Below are 15,262 nucleotides of genomic sequence, written 5' to 3' on the forward strand. Positions count from 1 at the left end.
TGCGCGCGGCAGCACCCGAATTATCAGGGATACGTGTAGGGTGGAGATGCACAACCGCCGGACTGTGTAGCAACAAGCTTTGATCAAGACGCTTCATCTCGTCCACAGCCGCTGGTTGATTCCTCCTCCTGACTGAGTGCTTAAGTAGCCACAGCAAGCAGGACGCGTACGTCGCGGTATCGGCCCAATTGGCCGCACATCGCTGGACACGGGAATGGCCAACCACTCCCGACGCACCTGACACCGACCGTGAGAAGTCGTGTGTGCCGAACGCCGTTTCCGGCAGCCCGGAAACCGACGGTACTACATGAAAAGAATGCTGATTAACGCAACTCAACCCGAAGAGTTGCGTGTTGCACTGGTAGATGGCCAGCGCCTCTACGACCTGGACATCGAATCCGGTGCACGCGAGCAGAAAAAGGCCAACATCTATAAAGGCCGTATCACTCGCATCGAACCAAGCCTTGAGGCTGCCTTTGTCGATTTCGGCTCCGAGCGCCACGGCTTCCTGCCCCTCAAAGAAATCTCCCGCGAATACTTCAAGAAAGCCCCCGAAGGCCGCGTCAACATCAAGGACGTCCTGAGCGAAGGCCAGGAAGTCATCGTTCAGGTCGAGAAAGAAGAACGTGGCAACAAGGGCGCCGCCCTGACCACCTTCATCAGTCTGGCCGGTCGTTACCTCGTACTGATGCCGAACAACCCGCGTGCCGGCGGCATCTCCCGTCGCATCGAAGGCGAAGAGCGCAACGAACTGCGTGAAGCGCTGAACGGTCTGGTCGCTCCGGCCGACATGGGTCTGATCGTGCGCACTGCCGGCCTGGGCCGCAGCAGCGAAGAAATGCAGTGGGACCTCGATTACCTGCTGCAACTGTGGACCGCCATCAAAGAAGCCTCGCTGGATCGCTCCGCGCCATTCCTGATCTACCAGGAAAGCAACGTGATCATCCGCGCCATCCGCGATTACCTGCGCCAGGACATCGGCGAAGTGCTGATCGACAGCGTTGAAGCCCAGGACGAAGCCCTGACCTTCATCCGCCAGGTGATGCCGCAGTACGCCAGCAAGATCAAGCTGTACGAAGACAGCGTGCCGCTGTTCAACCGTTTCCAGATCGAAAGCCAGATCGAGACCGCGTTCCAGCGCGTCGTCGAACTGCCTTCCGGCGGCTCCATCGTCATCGATCCGACCGAAGCCCTGGTGTCGATCGACATCAACTCGGCGCGTGCCACCAAAGGCAGCGACATCGAAGAAACCGCCCTGCAGACCAACCTTGAAGCCGCCGAAGAAATCGCCCGTCAGTTGCGCCTGCGCGACATCGGCGGCCTGATCGTCATCGACTTCATCGACATGACCCCGGCGAAGAACCAGCGCGCCGTGGAAGAGAAAGTCCGCGAATGCCTGGAAGCTGACCGTGCCCGCGTGCAGATCGGTCGCATCTCGCGTTTCGGCCTGCTGGAAATGTCCCGTCAGCGCCTGCGTCCATCGCTGGGTGAAAGCAGCGGCATCGTCTGCCCGCGCTGCAACGGCACCGGCATCATCCGTGACGTTGAATCGCTGTCGCTGGCCATCCTGCGCCTGATCGAAGAAGAAGCCCTGAAGGACCGCACCGCCGAAGTTCGCGCGCAAGTGCCGATCCCGGTCGCTGCGTTCCTGCTCAACGAAAAACGCAACTCGATCACCAAGATCGAACTGCGCACCCGTGCCCGCATCGTCATTCTGCCGAACGATCACCTTGAGACGCCGCACTTTGAAGTTCAGCGCCTGCGTGACGACAGCCCGGAAGCCGCGACCAACCAGTCCAGCTACGAAATCGCTGCGGCCGCTGCCGAAGTCGAAGAAGTCCAGCCAGCCGCTGCGACCCGCACTCTGGTTCGCCAGGAAGCTGCAGTGAAAACTGCGCCGGCCCGTGCCAACGCACCGGTGCCAACTGAAGTTGCACCTGCCGCACCAGCTCCAGCACCAGTTGCCGCGCCTGAGCCAAGCCTGTTCAAGGGTCTGGTGAAGTCGCTGGTCAGCCTGTTCGCCACCAAGGAAGAGCCAGCCGCACCGGTCGCTGTTGCGAAACCGGCTGCCACCGAGCGTCCTGCCCGCAACGAAGAGCGTCGCAACGGTCGTCAGCAGAGCCGCAACCGTAACGGTCGCCGCGATGAAGAACGCAAGCCGCGCGAAGAACGTGCTCCACGTGAAGAGCGCGCACCACGCGAGCCGCGCGAAGAGCGTCAGCCACGTGAAGCCCGTGAGCCGCGTGAAACCCGCAGCGAAGCGCCGGTAGCCCGCGAAGAGCGCGCACCACGTGCCCCGCGTGAAGAACGTGCACCGCGTGCACCGCGTGAAGATCGCAAGCCGCGTGGCGAGCGTGAAGAACGCGTACGTGAACTGCGCGAGCCACTGGACGCCGCGCCAGCCGCAGCTGTTGCTGCCGTGACCGCTGAAGAGCGTCCGGCCCGTCAGCCACGCGAAGAACGCGCCCCGCGTCCGCCGCGTGAAGAGCGTCAACCGCGTGCCGAGCAGGCCGCTGCTGCCGTTGCTGAAGAAGAAGTGAACAGCAACAACGAAGAGCAACTGCCGGAAGACGGTCAGGACAACGCCGAAGGCGATCGTCCACGTCGTCGCTCCCGTGGTCAGCGCCGTCGCAGCAACCGTCGCGAGCGTCAACGTGATGCCAACGGCAACGTGATCGAAGGTTCGGAAGAATCCGAGTCCGCTGAAAACGCTGGCGAGCCAAGCACTGCCGATCTGGCCGCTGGCCTGGCTGTCACCGCTGCCGTTGCCAGCAGCACCATCAGCGCTCCGGCAGAAGCCGAAGCTCACGAGCAGGCTGAACGCGCCACTGCCGCCACACTGGAAACTGCTCCAGTCGAAGCGCCGGTTGTCGAAGCCACCACTCCAGTGGAAGTGACTGCTGCACCGGAAATCGAAGTCGCTCCGGTCCGCGAAGCTCAGCCTCAGGTTGAAGCGGCTGCCGAACCGGAAGCTGTCGTCGAAGCACCAGCGGCCATCACTGAGCCAGCTGTAGAAACCGTCAGCGAAAACGTGACCAGAACCGTGCGTGAAGTTCGCGAAGAGCAGACTGCGTTCAACTGGGTTGCCGAGCCAGCCGTCACCGAAGCTCCAGCGCCAGTCGCTGAAGCCGAAGTACCGCAGGCCATGGTTTCCGAGCCAGTAGTTGCAGCGGCCGAACCGGCTCCAGAGCCAGTGGTTGAAGCACCAGCTGTCGAAACACCAGTTGCAAAAGCTCAGGTTGAAGAAGCACCAGCCGCAGTCGAAGCGCCAGCCCCTGTGGTTGAAGCACCGGCTCCGGTCAGCGCCCTGACGCCAAACGGCCGCGCGCCAAATGACCCGCGTGAAGTGCGTCGTCGCAAGCGTGAAGCCGAGCGTCTGCAGAAGGAAGCCGAACTGGCTGCCGCTGCGGCTCCGGTTGCTGCCGAACCAGCCCCTGCAGCTGAAGTAATCGAGGCAGCCCCTGCCCCGGTCGCGGAAGAAGCATCGGTTGAAGCGGTGATCGCTGAAGCACCACGCTCCGTTCAGGACGCGGTTGAACAGCGCGAAGAAGCCCAGGAAAAAGAGCACGAGCCTAAACCACTCGTGTAATTCCTGAAGCCATTAAAAAGCCCCGCCCGGTGAAAGCCTGGCGGGGCTTTTTATTGCCTGAAATACCAGCATCATCCACAACCTTTGTGGGAGCGAGCCTGCTCGCGAAAGCGCTGGGTCAGACAATATTCATGTAGCTGAACCAGCGCATTCGCGAGCAGGCTCGCTCCCACAAGGGAATTTCAACACGGCTCAGGGCTGAGGAAATACCAGAGATTCAGGCACATCGATATCCCACAACACCCCAGGATCTTCCACCGCTACTTCCACCACCCTACCCTGCGCAAACAACGGCCGTGCGCCACGATCGCCGGTCAGCGCCTGCAACTGCGCGGCAAACGAACGACCAAACCCCACCGGATGGCCAAACTCGCCACTCACCACCGGCACGCTCACCGCGTCATCAGCCATCGCCGCGAGCACTCGCTCGATACTCAAAGGCAAGATAAACGGCATATCGCCGAGCACAATCAACCAGCCATCGGCGTCAGGGCAAGCGGCAACACCTGCGGCGATGCTGTCGCCCATGCCGGTCGACTCGATTGACACCACGTCGCAGCCATATGCCTGGGCCATGCGCATCGCCTGTGGTCGCGCTTCGGTGGTGACCAGTACGCGCTTGTCGAGACTGGCCGGCAGGTTCACCAGCACCTGCTCGATTACCGAGCGCACCGCGCCGTCACGCCCGGTGCAATCAGCGAGCAATTTGTCTTTGTCGGGACCGGCGATCTGGCGAAAGCGTTTGCCCTCGCCTGCTGCCAGCACGACCACTGCGATGGAATGGCTCATGAACCCTCCAGCGGTTTTTTCTGCTTCAACTCCACACCGTTCTTGATCGCAACAATTTCCGCCAGCAAGGACAAAGCGATCTCTGCCGGCGAATGACTACCGATGTGCAGGCCGATCGGCCCGTGCAAGCGATCAATCGACGCTTGCGACAAGCCTAGCTGAGCGAGGTTTTCCCGGCGCTTCTGGCTGTTGACCCGCGAACCGAGCGCGCCGACATAGAACGCCGGCGAGTCGAGCGCGGTGAGCAAAGCCATGTCATCCAGGCGTGGATCGTGAGTCAAAGCGACAATTGCCGTGCGCTCGTCGGTCTGGATGTTCAGCACCGCCTCGTCCGGCATGCCGGGGACGAAACGGCCATGCTGCTCTTCCCAGCCGTAAACGAACTCGGTGCGCGGATCGCAGATCAGCACTTCGAAATCCAGCAGCCGCGCCATGTCGGCGACGTAGCGCGACAACTGCCCGGCACCGATCAGCAACAAGCGCCAGCGCGGACCGTAAATCGCCCGCAGAACCTTGCCGTCGAACACCAGCGAATCGGACTTGCTCGCCGGAGCCAGCAGCACCTCGCCGGTTTCGATGTTCAGTTCCCGGGCAACGATTTCATGGTTTTCGCAACGCTGCAGCAGCTCGGCCACCCACGCCGGGTCACCGACGCGCTCTTCGGTCAGGCGCAAAGTGCCGCCGCAAGGCAGGCCGAAACGCGCGGCCTCCTCGCGGGTCACGCCGTAGGTAATCATCTGCACTGGCGGACCATCGGTGGCAATGCGGCCGTCGTGCAGCCGCGCGATCAAGTCATCCTCGACACAGCCGCCCGACACCGAGCCGATCACCACGCCGTCCTCGCGCAAGGCGAGCATGGCACCGGGCGAACGCGGCGCAGTGCCCCAGGTCTGCACCACGCTGAACAGCACCACCCGTTGCCCGGCGCGGCGCCACTCGAGGACGCTGCGCAGGACGTTGAGATCGACGCTGTCCATTTACGCCTCCGCCTTCTGCCAGCCTTGCAACTGATAACGCACCGGCAGATTGCGGATACGCTTGCCGGTGGCGGCGAAGATCGCATTGCACAGCGCCGGAGCAATCGGCGGCACACCCGGCTCACCAACGCCACCCAACGGCACGTCACCCGGCGGCGTGACCAGATGCACGGCGACTTCCTGGGGTGCCAGCGACATGCGCGCGACCTCGTACATATGGAAGTTGTCCTGCTGGACTTTGCCGTCCTTGAAGCTGATCTCGCCGAGCACGGCGTTGCCCAGGCCCATGACGCACGCACCTTCGAACTGCGAACGGATGCGCTCAGGGTTGATCTGCGGCCCGCAGTCCACGGCGATGTCGGCCTTGTGCACGATCAGTGAACCATCATCCTTGACCTCGACTTCGATCACTGCCGCCACATAGGTGACGAAGCTGTAATGCACTGCCAGACCGAGGCCACGACCCTTGGGCAGTTTGCGTCCCCATCCGGCTGCCTTGGCGGCGGTTTCCAGCACGGTGCGCATGCGCCCGGTGTCGATCGGATAACGCTCGGGCGATTCGCCGTAGTTCCACTCTTCGCTCAAGGTACGTGGATCGATCTGCCGGTCCGGGCCGAGCAATTTGATCTGGTACTTGAGCGGATCTTCCCCGGCCTTGTGCGCCATTTCATCGACGAAGCTCTGAATCGCAAAGCCGTGGGGAATGTTCGACACCGAGCGGTACCAGCCGACCCGCGTGTGTACCTTGGCTTCGGGGTTTTCCAGGCGCACGTTGGGAATCGCATAGGCCATGTTGGTAAAGCCCATGCCCAGCTCGAACGCCGCCTCATGGTTCATGTCCGGCGCAAACAGCGCGGTGATGCTTGGCGCCACGGTGCGATGCAGCCACCCGGACGGCATGCCATTCTTGTCGATTCCGGCCTTGAGATATTCCGCCGACACGGTGTGGAAATACGAGTTGTGGATGTCGTCTTCGCGCGTCCACTGCACCCGTACAGCCTTGCCCGGAAACTCCTTGGCGAGAATCGCCGCTTCGACGACGAAGTCCGGTTTCGACTTGCGACCGAAACCACCGCCCAGCAATGTCACGTTGACGGTGACCTTTTCGAACGGCACGCCCAGACGCTCGGCGATGCGCTCGCGGGTGACCTGCGGTGCCTGACTCGGCGCCCAGGCCTCGCAGACGCCGTCCTTGTAACGGGCAATGGCAACCATCGGTTCCATCGGCGCCTGCGCCAGATGCGGCAGGTAGTACGAGGCTTCGAGGGTGCTGGCGGCACCGCTCAAGGCTTTGTCGATATCACCGGTGTTGCGCACCACTTTGCCGGCCTTCAGCGACGCGGCTTCAAGCTCCTTGCGATAGGCAATCGAGTCATAACTGGCATTCGGGCCGTCGTCCCATTCGATCTTCAGCGCCTCGCGGCCCTTGATCGCTGCCCAGGTATTGCTGGCCACAACCGCGACGCCGCCCAGTGGCTGGAACTCTGACGGCAACGGCCGGCCTTCGATCTGCATGACTTTTAGCACGCCGGGGACTTTCAGCGCGGCGCTGTCATCGAGGCTTTTGACCTTGCCGCCATACACTGCCGGACGAGCGATAGTCGCGTAGAGCATGCCGTCGAAATGCACGTCGGCGCCGTACACTGCGCGGCCATTGACGATATCGGCACCGTCGATGGCCTTGGTGCCTTCCTTACCGATGTAGCGAAATTCCGACGGCTGCTTGAGTCGCAGGCTGTCACGCGCCGGTACTGCCAGCGCACTGGCGGCAGCGGCGAGTTCGCCATAGCCCAGTTCGCGGCCGGACGGTTTGTGAATGACCTTGTGCAGTTGCGCATGGCATTCGCCAACCGGCACTTTCCACTGCGCAGCGGCCGCCTGTTCGAGCATGGTCCGCGCGGCGGCGCCGCAACGACGCATCGGCTCGTACCAGTGACGCATGCTGCGCGAACCATCGGTGTCCTGGTTGCCGAAGCGCACTTCGTCACCCGGCGCCTGCTGCACTTTGACCTGAGCCCAATCGGCCTCGAGTTCATCGGCCACTACCATGCTCAGGCTGGTGCGCACGCCCTGGCCCATTTCCGAACGGTTGCACACCACGGTGACGCTGCCATCGGCAGCAATGCTCACGTAGACCTTGGGATCGTCGATCCAGCCATTGGGCATGCCATCGGCGCCAAACTTCTTCGCAGCGTCATCGGCCAGCGCATCCTGCCAGCCCCAGCTCGCGGCGAGGACCAGCGCACTGGTGGCGCCGACGCCTTTGAGAAAACCACGGCGGCTGAGATTGCTCAGGGCGAAATCATTCGGGACGCGGCTCATGCCTTCACCTCCTTCAGTTGAGTGGAGGCCTGGCGGATCGCGGTTTTGATCCGGTTGTAGGTGCCGCAGCGGCAGATGTTGCCGACCATGGCTTCTTCGATCTGCTCGTCGCTCGGGTTCGGATTGGTTTTCAGCAAAGCGGTGGCCGACATGATCTGCCCGCCCTGGCAATAACCACATTGGGCCACGGCACTGTCGAGCCAGGCCTGCTGCACGACCTTGCCCACCGGGTCGGCGTGGAGATTATCGATGGTGGTGACGTTCTGGCCGATTACCGAGCTGATCGGCGTGATGCAACTGCGTGCCGGCAAGCCGTCGATATGGATGGTGCAGGCGCCGCACAGGCCCATGCCGCAACCGAATTTGGTGCCGTTGTAGCCGGCGACGTCACGAATCGCCCACAACAGCGGCATGTCTTCGGTGACATCGAGGGAGTGGTCTTGACCGTTGAGTTTCAGGGTAATCATGGGCACGCCCGCATATTTTTTAGTGGTTATGGGGTCGAGCAATCTGCCGCCGGAAAATCAGCGGTGGGTTCGCGCAGATCGACTCAGGCTAATCAGGCTCTCTCGCGCCGACGGGAACGTCTGCACCGGGCCTTTGGGTGGAGCAAATGGTAGGTATCGTTAGGTCGCTAAGTTAACCCAGCATTAACAAAAAAGCCCTGCACTTTTTCATCAGTGCAGGGCTTTTGATGGCCTCAGGCAAGCGTAGCCTCAATACCGATTGGGCTCCATTTCCAGTTCGACATGGAAGCGCTCGGCGATGTCTTTCTGGATACGTTGCGCCAGGTCGAGCAGTTGCAGGCCGGTGGCCGTGCCGTAGTTGACCAGCACCAGCGCCTGCAACTTGTGCACGCCGGCATCGCCGTCGCGAAACCCCTTCCAGCCGGCGCGCTCGATCAGCCAGCCAGCGGCCAGTTTCATCTGCCCATCGGCTTGCGGGTAAGCCACCAGATCCGGGTGCTGCGCTTGGATCTGCGTGACCACAGCGGCGGGCACCAGCGGGTTTTTGAAGAAGCTGCCGGCATTGCCGAGCACCGCCGGGTCCGGCAGTTTTTCGCTGCGGATGCTGCAGATGGCGCGGCTGACATCGCTGGGCGTCGGCTGCTCGATGCCCTGCTCGCTCAGGCGCTGACGCACCGGGCCGTATTCCAGATGCAGGTGCGCGGCGCGATCAAGCGTGAAGCGTACCCGCAGAATCAGCCAACGTCCCGGCTGCTGCTTGAACAGGCTGTCGCGGTAGCCGAATTTGCACTGCTCCAGGCTGAAATCCCGCAGCTCGCCGCTCTCGCGATCCAGCGCAGTCAGGCCGGCAAACACGTCCTTGATCTCGACACCATAGGCGCCGATGTTCTGCATCGGCGCGGCGCCGACGGTGCCGGGAATCAGGCTGAGGTTTTCCAGCCCGGCAAAACCCTGGGCCAGCGTGTGCTGCACGAACGGGTGCCACGGTTCGCCCGCTTCCGCCTCGACCACCACGCGACTGCCATCGTCGCTGAGCACGCGGATGCCGCGCGTAGCCATGCGCAACACCAACGCCGGAATATCCGCCGTCAGCAGCAAGTTGCTGCCGCCGCCGATCACCAGCAACGGCACGTCATGGGACGCGGCATAGGCCAGCGCTTCGCGGACATCGTCATCACTGTGGGCTTCGGCAAACAGCTGCGCGCGCACATCGACGCCGAACGTATTGAAGGCCAGCAACGATACTTGCGCTTGGACCTGCAAACTCATAACCGCCCCTTCACTTCGATCAGCAACTGGTCGCTGGCCGCTTCGATCAGATCCAGCACCTGCTCGAAACCCTGATCGCCGTCGTAATACGGGTCCGGCACTTCATCGACCAGCCCGGCATAACGGCGCAGAAACAGATCCAGCTCGGCCCTGCCGGTGGACGGCTGCAAGGCCTTGAGGTTGCGCAGATTGCTGTTATCCATCGCGAGAATCAGGTCGTAGCTGGCGAAATCGGCCCGGCTGACCTGCTGCGCGCGTTGCGTCGACAGGTCATAACCGCGCAGTTTCGCCGCCGCCTGGCTGCGCTTGTCCGGCGGGTTGCCGACGTGCCAGTCACCGGTGCCGGCGGAGGCCACTTCGACCGCATCGGCCAGCCCGGCTTCACGCAACTTGTGACGCAACACGCCTTCAGCGGTGGGCGAACGGCAGATGTTGCCCAGACACACAAACAGAACGCGCATCAGGCCCCCAGCAGGCGACGAACCCGCTCAAGGTCTTCAACGGTGTCGACACCGGTCGGCGGCGCGATCAGCGCGTCGGCAACATGGATGCGCACGCCGTGCCACAAGGCACGCAGTTGCTCAAGGGATTCGGTGTTTTCCAGCCAGCACGGCCCCCAGCTCACGAAGTCGTGGAGGAACCCGGCGCGATAGGCATAAATACCGATGTGGCGGCGATAGGGCACGCCCTGCGGCAGCTGCTCGCGGCTCTTGGCAAATGCATCGCGAGCCCACGGCAAGGTTGCACGACTGAACGTCAGGGCCAGACCGTTGATATCGCTGGAAACCTTCACAACGTTGGGGTTGAACAGGGTCTCCACGTCTTCGATAGGCTCAGCCAGCGTGGCCATGCGCGCTTCGGTGTGGGCAGCAAGGTTGGCGGCGACCTGGTCGATCACGCTTGGCGGAATCAGCGGCTCATCGCCCTGGACGTTGACCACGATCGCATCAGGCGCAAGACCGAGTTTCGCTGCGACCTCGGCCAGACGATCAGTGCCGGAGTTGTGATCTTCACGGGTCAGCACCACTTCGGCGCCAAAGCTTTTGCACGCCTCGACGATGCGCGCGTCATCGGTGGCAACCACGACGCGAGTCGCGCTGCTTTTGCTCGCCTGTTCCCAGACATGCTGGATCATCGGCTTGCCGGCAATATCCAGCAACGGCTTGCCCGGCAGACGGGTCGAGGCGAATCGCGACGGGATGACAACGGTGAAGGCTGTGGTCATTTATCCAGACGCTCGTCGGTGGTCAGGGTGCGCGCTTCGCTTTCCAGCATCACCGGGATGCCGTCGCGGATCGGATAGGCCAGGCCGGCGCCCTTGCTGATCAGTTCGGTCTTGTCGGCGCTGAGCTTGAGCGGGCCTTTGCACACAGGGCAAGCGAGGATGTCGAGCAGTTTGGTGTCCATGAACATTCCCAGAAATAAAAGAGTTAAGGCAGCAGACGATCCGGCAACAGGCGCATCAGCTGAGTGTCGAACCAGGCCACGAAGGCTGGCGACGGCACGGCATCGACCGCCAGATACCACCAGTCGGCAGCAGCAAAGGCACGGCACTTCACCGCGTCCTTTTCGGTCATCACCAACGGCAATGACGGGGTGAAATTCAACGCCTGCACGCTGTACTCGGCGTGGTCGGCAAATGCATGGGCGATCGGCCGCCAGTCTAGCGCTTCGAGGGTATTGAAGAAACGTTGCGGATTGCCGATACCGGCCACCGCGTGCAGCGCTTGCCCGGGCGGGAAATGCTCCAGTGACTGACGTTCGCCGCTGCGCAGATTGACCAAGGCCGTGGGTTGCAGGCGGAAGGCGAAACCATCGTCGCGATCATCAAGGGCACCGTTGAACAGCACGCCATCGACACTTTGCAGGCGCTCGACCGGCTCACGCAACGGCCCGGCCGGCAGACAGCGCTGATTGCCCAGCCCGCGCGCGGCATCGATCAGCACCAGCTCCAGATCCCGCGCCAGACGATAATGCTGCATGCCGTCGTCGGACAGGATCAGATCCAGCGGTTCACTGGCAATCAAGGCTTTGACGGCGGCGCTGCGATCAGGGTCGATCATCAGCGGCACACCGGTGCGCTGGACGATCAGCAACGGTTCGTCACCGGCAATCTCGGCGCTGTGCTCGGCCTCAACCCGCCACGGCAGTTGCGGCGGTTTGGCGCCGTAACCGCGACTGACCACGCCGACGCGCAGTCCACGGCGACGGCAATGTTCGATCAGCCAGAGAATCATCGGCGTCTTGCCGGTGCCACCGACGGTGATATTGCCGACCACGATCAACGGAACCGGCGATTGGTAGATCTCTCCGTCACCGTCGAGAAAGCGCTGACGCTTGTTGATCACCACGCGGCGATACAGCATTTCCAGTGGCCGCAGCAGCATCAGGGCCGGATGCCCCTGATACCACGCGGCGAGCAGGCGATCGGACAGGCTCATCAGGATTTCGGCGCCGCCTCGACCGTGGTCATGCGCAGATGGCTGAAACCGAGCTTGCCGGCCGCGTCCATGGCGGTGATCACCGATTGATGCTGGGCCTTGCCATCGGCACTGATCGACAGCGGCATATTGGTGTCGCCGTTGGATTCTTTCTGCATGGCTTCCATCAGCGTCGCCAGGTCATTCTTCGGCAGAATCTTGTTGTTCACCGAGAACACGCCTTCGGCACTGATCGCGACGTCCAGCTGTTTGACCTGCTGATCTTCGGCAGGCGAACCACTGACCGCTTCCGGCAGATCCACGCGCAACTGGGTTTCCCGAGTGAAAGTGGTAGTGACCACGAAAAACAGCAGCAGGATAAACACCACGTCGATCAGCGACGCGAGGTTGATGTCTACGGTTTCCCGGGGCTTGCGACGGAATTTCACGCTTTGCCCTCGGCCAGATCGACATCGCGGTCGCCCTGCACCACTTCCACCAGTTTGATCGCTTCCTGCTCCATGCCGACCACCAGCTCGTCGATACGACGTTGCAGGAAGCGGTGGAAGAACACCGCCGGAATACCGACCATCAGGCCCGCTGCGGTCGTGATCAGCGCTTTGGAAATACCGCCGGCCAGTACCGAAGCGTTGGTGGTCATGCCGGACCCGGTGAAGGCACTGAAAATATCGATCATGCCCAACACGGTACCGAGCAGGCCGAGCAGCGGCGCCATGGCGGCGATGGTGCCGAGGGCGTTGATGTAGCGTTCGAGTTCATGAATGACCCGCGCAGCAGCCTCTTCGATGCACTCTTTCATGATCTCGCGACCATGCTTGGAATTGGCCAGGCCCGCGGCGAGGATTTCCCCCAGCGGCGAGTTGGCGCGCAATTCCTTGAGTTTTTCCTTGTTGAGCTGCTTGTCCTTGATCCAGACCCAGACCTGACCCAGCAGATGCTCGGGGGTGACGCGACTGGCGCGCAGTGTCCACAGGCGCTCGGCAACGATCGCCATGGCCGCGATGGAACTCAGAATGATCGGCAACATCATCCAGCCGCCGGATTTGACCAATTCCCACACAGTGACAGTCCCCTCGAAAAAGTGCGCCACTTTACCATACCGATCCGCGATTAAGAGCCGCCGCCCCGACGACCGTGAGGTGGCACCCATGCTGGCACCGATCAACGGCCCGGGACCGGCGGATCGCGCCAGAAACGCCGCTGTTGACGCATCGTCCACGGCGGCTTGAAGCTGCCCAGTTGCAAATGAATGGCACCTTGTTCGGCGCTGTCGTAGATGCGCACGCCCTGTTTGCGATAGCGCGCCAGCACGGTTGGATGCGGATGACCGAAGGAGTTGCCGTGGCCACGGGAGATCAGCACCGCTTCGGGCTGTAAGGTTTTGAGCAGGGCCATCGACGATGAACTGCGACTGCCGTGATGGGGCGATTGCAGCCACTGCGTCGGCACGGCCAGCGGGCTGTCGAGCAGGACGCGCTCGGCATGAGTGTCGATATCGCCAGTGAGCAGCAGGCGTTCGCCGTTGGCTTCGATCTGCAACACACAGGAACGCTGGTTGCTGTCATCTGCCGCCGACCATTGCCAGAGCTGGAACCGCACGCCGTCCCACTGCCATTGTTCGCCACTTGCGCAGGCTTCGGCGTTCAGCTCCGGCGGCAGGTTTGCCGGATCGCCGCTGACCACGCGTTGCACGTTCAATCCACGCATGACCGCCCGGGCGCCGCCAGCGTGATCGGCGTCAGCGTGGCTGAGCAGCATCAAGTCGAGCGCTTGCACATTGAGTTTACGTAACGCTGGCAATACCACTCGCTCGCCGATATCGAAATCGCCGAAGCGCGGGCCGGCGTCATAGAGCAATGCGTGATGTCGCGTGCGCACAAAAATCGCCAAGCCTTGGCCGACGTCGATTTGCCAGACATCGGCTCGCCCTTCCTCTATTCGCTCTTGAGGCGGCAGTGCCAAGAGCAACAGCAGCGGCCAGCCCAACGGACGCATTGGCACGTCACGGGGCAACAGCAATAAAATCGCGCCAAGGCTGCCCAGGACCAACGCCCACCATGGAATGGCGGCCGGTATCCACGCCGGCCATTGCCCGGCAATCAGCGCCAGCCCGATAAACAGCCAGTCGATCAAACCACCGGCCAGCCACAACAGTCCTTCGCCAACATAAGGCACGGGCAGCAATAGCGTGCCGAGCAATGCCGGCGGCAACACCACGAGGCTGACCCACGGTACCGCCAGCAGATTGGCTACAGGCCCGCTGACGCTGATGGGCAAGCTCAGCGCCAGCAACACCGGGCACAAGCCTATCGCGATCAGCCACTGCGCGCGGGTCCAGGTCTGCCACCACCGCCAGGCCCCCAGCCGACCGCCGAAGGTGAAGATCAACACTGCCACCGCCGCGAAGGACAGCCAGAAACCCGGACGCAAACTGGCCAGCGGATCAAGCAGCAGCACGCCATTGAATGCCAGCAGCAACGGCCACCACGCGCCGAGATGACGAAAACGCAGGCGCCACAGCAGCACCAGCGCCACCATCACGCAGGCGCGCTGCACCGGCACATCGAAACCGGCGAGCAAGCCGTAACCCAGTGCCGCCGCGAAGGCCAGGCCACACGCCCACGGCAGCCACGGCCAGCGCACCGGCCAGATTCCGAAACGCGCCAGCCCGGCGACCAGCAGATACATCACCGCCGCCAGCAAACCGATGTGCTGGCCGGAGATCACCAGCAAATGCACGGTGCCGGTGTCTTGCAGCACCTGCCAATCCTCGCGACTGAGCCCAGAGCCATCACCGAGCACCAGCGCTGCCAGCGCGCCCTCGCGTCCTTGCGCATCCACCGCCAGCAGGCGTTGGCGAACGCCGTCGCGCCATGCATACCGGGCCTCAGCCAGGCGCTGGCCATCCTTGATCGTGCCGGTCGCCCCGATCCGTTGCGCCAGCAGCCAGGCCTCGTAATCGAAGGCGTCCGGGTTGAGCAAGCCACCCGGGCGCTTCAATTTCACCGCCAGACGCCAACGCTCACCACCATTGACCGGCGGCCCGGCGTACCAGGCCAGGCGTAGCAGCGATGGCAACTTTTCGTGGCGCGAACGCGCATCAGCCAGTTCGAAACGCACCACGCCATCACTGTGTTGTGGGAGACCGACCACGCGCCCTTCGAGCCAACGGGTTTCGCCGTCCAGGCTCGGTGGCAAGCGGTCATTTAGCGCCCACTGCGCGCCAACGCAGGCCCAGGTAAAGCCAAACAGCAAAAATGCCAATGGATAGCTGCGAAACGGCAGCAACATCAGCGCCACCACCGGCAGCAGCACCAATAAACCGACCGGCGGCAAGGCCGGCAAAAAAACCGGGGCCAGCAGACCGACTGCCAGCGCCATCATCCCTGTGCGCATATGCCCGTCCTT

At 62.6% G+C, this 15,262-nt stretch carries 13 protein-coding genes; 1 reads left to right on the top strand and 12 read right to left on the bottom strand.

The features are described 5' to 3' along the window. Window positions 1-307: 307 nt before the first annotated feature. Window positions 308-3,589, top strand: coding sequence for a ribonuclease E (gene rne / locus KVG87_RS17610; protein ID WP_217851794.1), 3,282 nt, complete (start codon window positions 308-310; stop codon window positions 3,587-3,589). Window positions 3,590-3,781: 192 nt separating this feature from the next. Here rne and KVG87_RS17615 read toward each other — a convergent pair whose 3' ends face one another. The 12 genes from KVG87_RS17615 to KVG87_RS17670 form a co-directional block, all read right to left on the bottom strand. Beyond that, a complete protein-coding gene (locus KVG87_RS17615; RefSeq protein WP_217851796.1) occupies window positions 3,782-4,378 on the bottom strand; it encodes a nucleotidyltransferase family protein in 597 nt (198 codons plus the stop codon). Next, the gene (locus tag KVG87_RS17620; protein ID WP_076563811.1) at window positions 4,375-5,355 is read right to left on the bottom strand and encodes an XdhC family protein; all 981 of its coding nucleotides are present in this window, start codon (window positions 5,353-5,355) and stop codon (window positions 4,375-4,377) included. The genes KVG87_RS17615 and KVG87_RS17620 overlap by 4 nt, the downstream gene beginning before the upstream one ends. Further along, entirely contained in the window at window positions 5,356-7,677 is a 2,322-nt protein-coding gene (locus tag KVG87_RS17625) for a xanthine dehydrogenase family protein molybdopterin-binding subunit (protein ID WP_217851798.1), read from the bottom strand. After that, window positions 7,674-8,144, bottom strand: coding sequence for a (2Fe-2S)-binding protein (locus KVG87_RS17630; protein WP_217851800.1), 471 nt, complete (start codon window positions 8,142-8,144; stop codon window positions 7,674-7,676). Before KVG87_RS17630 ends, KVG87_RS17625 begins: the two co-directional genes overlap by 4 nt. A gap of 249 nt (window positions 8,145-8,393) precedes the next feature. Then, window positions 8,394-9,413, bottom strand: a complete 1,020-nt coding sequence (gene murB / locus KVG87_RS17635; protein WP_217851802.1) for a UDP-N-acetylmuramate dehydrogenase — start codon at window positions 9,411-9,413, stop codon at window positions 8,394-8,396. Beyond that, entirely contained in the window at window positions 9,410-9,874 is a 465-nt protein-coding gene (locus KVG87_RS17640; protein ID WP_217851804.1) for a low molecular weight protein-tyrosine-phosphatase, read from the bottom strand. The genes murB and KVG87_RS17640 overlap by 4 nt, the downstream gene beginning before the upstream one ends. After that, on the bottom strand, window positions 9,874-10,638 hold the full coding sequence (gene kdsB / locus KVG87_RS17645) for a 3-deoxy-manno-octulosonate cytidylyltransferase (protein WP_071173223.1): 765 nt from the start codon (window positions 10,636-10,638) through the stop codon (window positions 9,874-9,876). Before kdsB ends, KVG87_RS17640 begins: the two co-directional genes overlap by 1 nt. Continuing rightward, window positions 10,635-10,820 carry a Trm112 family protein gene (locus KVG87_RS17650; protein WP_003179363.1) on the bottom strand — a complete coding sequence of 62 codons (186 nt, stop codon included), beginning with the start codon at window positions 10,818-10,820 and terminating at the stop codon, window positions 10,635-10,637. The genes kdsB and KVG87_RS17650 overlap by 4 nt, the downstream gene beginning before the upstream one ends. A 23-nt stretch (window positions 10,821-10,843) precedes the next feature. Next, window positions 10,844-11,854 (bottom strand): tetraacyldisaccharide 4'-kinase, encoded by a 1,011-nt coding sequence (gene lpxK / locus KVG87_RS17655; RefSeq protein WP_217851806.1) that lies wholly within the window; start codon window positions 11,852-11,854, stop codon window positions 10,844-10,846. After that, entirely contained in the window at window positions 11,854-12,282 is a 429-nt protein-coding gene (locus tag KVG87_RS17660) for an ExbD/TolR family protein (RefSeq protein WP_016771006.1), read from the bottom strand. Before KVG87_RS17660 ends, lpxK begins: the two co-directional genes overlap by 1 nt. Next, complete coding sequence (locus KVG87_RS17665) at window positions 12,279-12,914, bottom strand: MotA/TolQ/ExbB proton channel family protein (protein WP_016771007.1); 636 nt, start codon at window positions 12,912-12,914, stop codon at window positions 12,279-12,281. The genes KVG87_RS17660 and KVG87_RS17665 overlap by 4 nt, the downstream gene beginning before the upstream one ends. A gap of 101 nt (window positions 12,915-13,015) precedes the next feature. Beyond that, on the bottom strand, window positions 13,016-15,250 hold the full coding sequence (locus tag KVG87_RS17670) for a DNA internalization-related competence protein ComEC/Rec2 (RefSeq protein WP_217851808.1): 2,235 nt from the start codon (window positions 15,248-15,250) through the stop codon (window positions 13,016-13,018). Window positions 15,251-15,262: the final 12 nt, after the last annotated feature.

This window comes from Pseudomonas siliginis (assembly GCF_019145195.1).
GTDB classification, from domain to species: Bacteria; Pseudomonadota; Gammaproteobacteria; order Pseudomonadales; family Pseudomonadaceae; genus Aquipseudomonas; species Aquipseudomonas siliginis.

What these genes read in the sequence shown, in the direction of transcription:
- rne (WP_217851794.1), top strand. Translation starts at nt 308, where the DNA reads ATGAAAAGAATGCTGATTAACGCAACTCAACCCGAAGAGTTGCGTGTT.
- KVG87_RS17615 (WP_217851796.1), bottom strand. Translation starts at nt 4,378, where the DNA reads ATGAGCCATTCCATCGCAGTGGTCGTGCTGGCAGCAGGCGAGGGCAAA.
- KVG87_RS17620 (WP_076563811.1), bottom strand. Translation starts at nt 5,355, where the DNA reads ATGGACAGCGTCGATCTCAACGTCCTGCGCAGCGTCCTCGAGTGGCGC.
- KVG87_RS17625 (WP_217851798.1), bottom strand. Translation starts at nt 7,677, where the DNA reads ATGAGCCGCGTCCCGAATGATTTCGCCCTGAGCAATCTCAGCCGCCGT.
- KVG87_RS17630 (WP_217851800.1), bottom strand. Translation starts at nt 8,144, where the DNA reads ATGATTACCCTGAAACTCAACGGTCAAGACCACTCCCTCGATGTCACC.
- murB (WP_217851802.1), bottom strand. Translation starts at nt 9,413, where the DNA reads ATGAGTTTGCAGGTCCAAGCGCAAGTATCGTTGCTGGCCTTCAATACG.
- KVG87_RS17640 (WP_217851804.1), bottom strand. Translation starts at nt 9,874, where the DNA reads ATGCGCGTTCTGTTTGTGTGTCTGGGCAACATCTGCCGTTCGCCCACC.
- kdsB (WP_071173223.1), bottom strand. Translation starts at nt 10,638, where the DNA reads ATGACCACAGCCTTCACCGTTGTCATCCCGTCGCGATTCGCCTCGACC.
- KVG87_RS17650 (WP_003179363.1), bottom strand. Translation starts at nt 10,820, where the DNA reads ATGGACACCAAACTGCTCGACATCCTCGCTTGCCCTGTGTGCAAAGGC.
- lpxK (WP_217851806.1), bottom strand. Translation starts at nt 11,854, where the DNA reads ATGAGCCTGTCCGATCGCCTGCTCGCCGCGTGGTATCAGGGGCATCCG.
- KVG87_RS17670 (WP_217851808.1), bottom strand. Translation starts at nt 15,250, where the DNA reads ATGCGCACAGGGATGATGGCGCTGGCAGTCGGTCTGCTGGCCCCGGTT.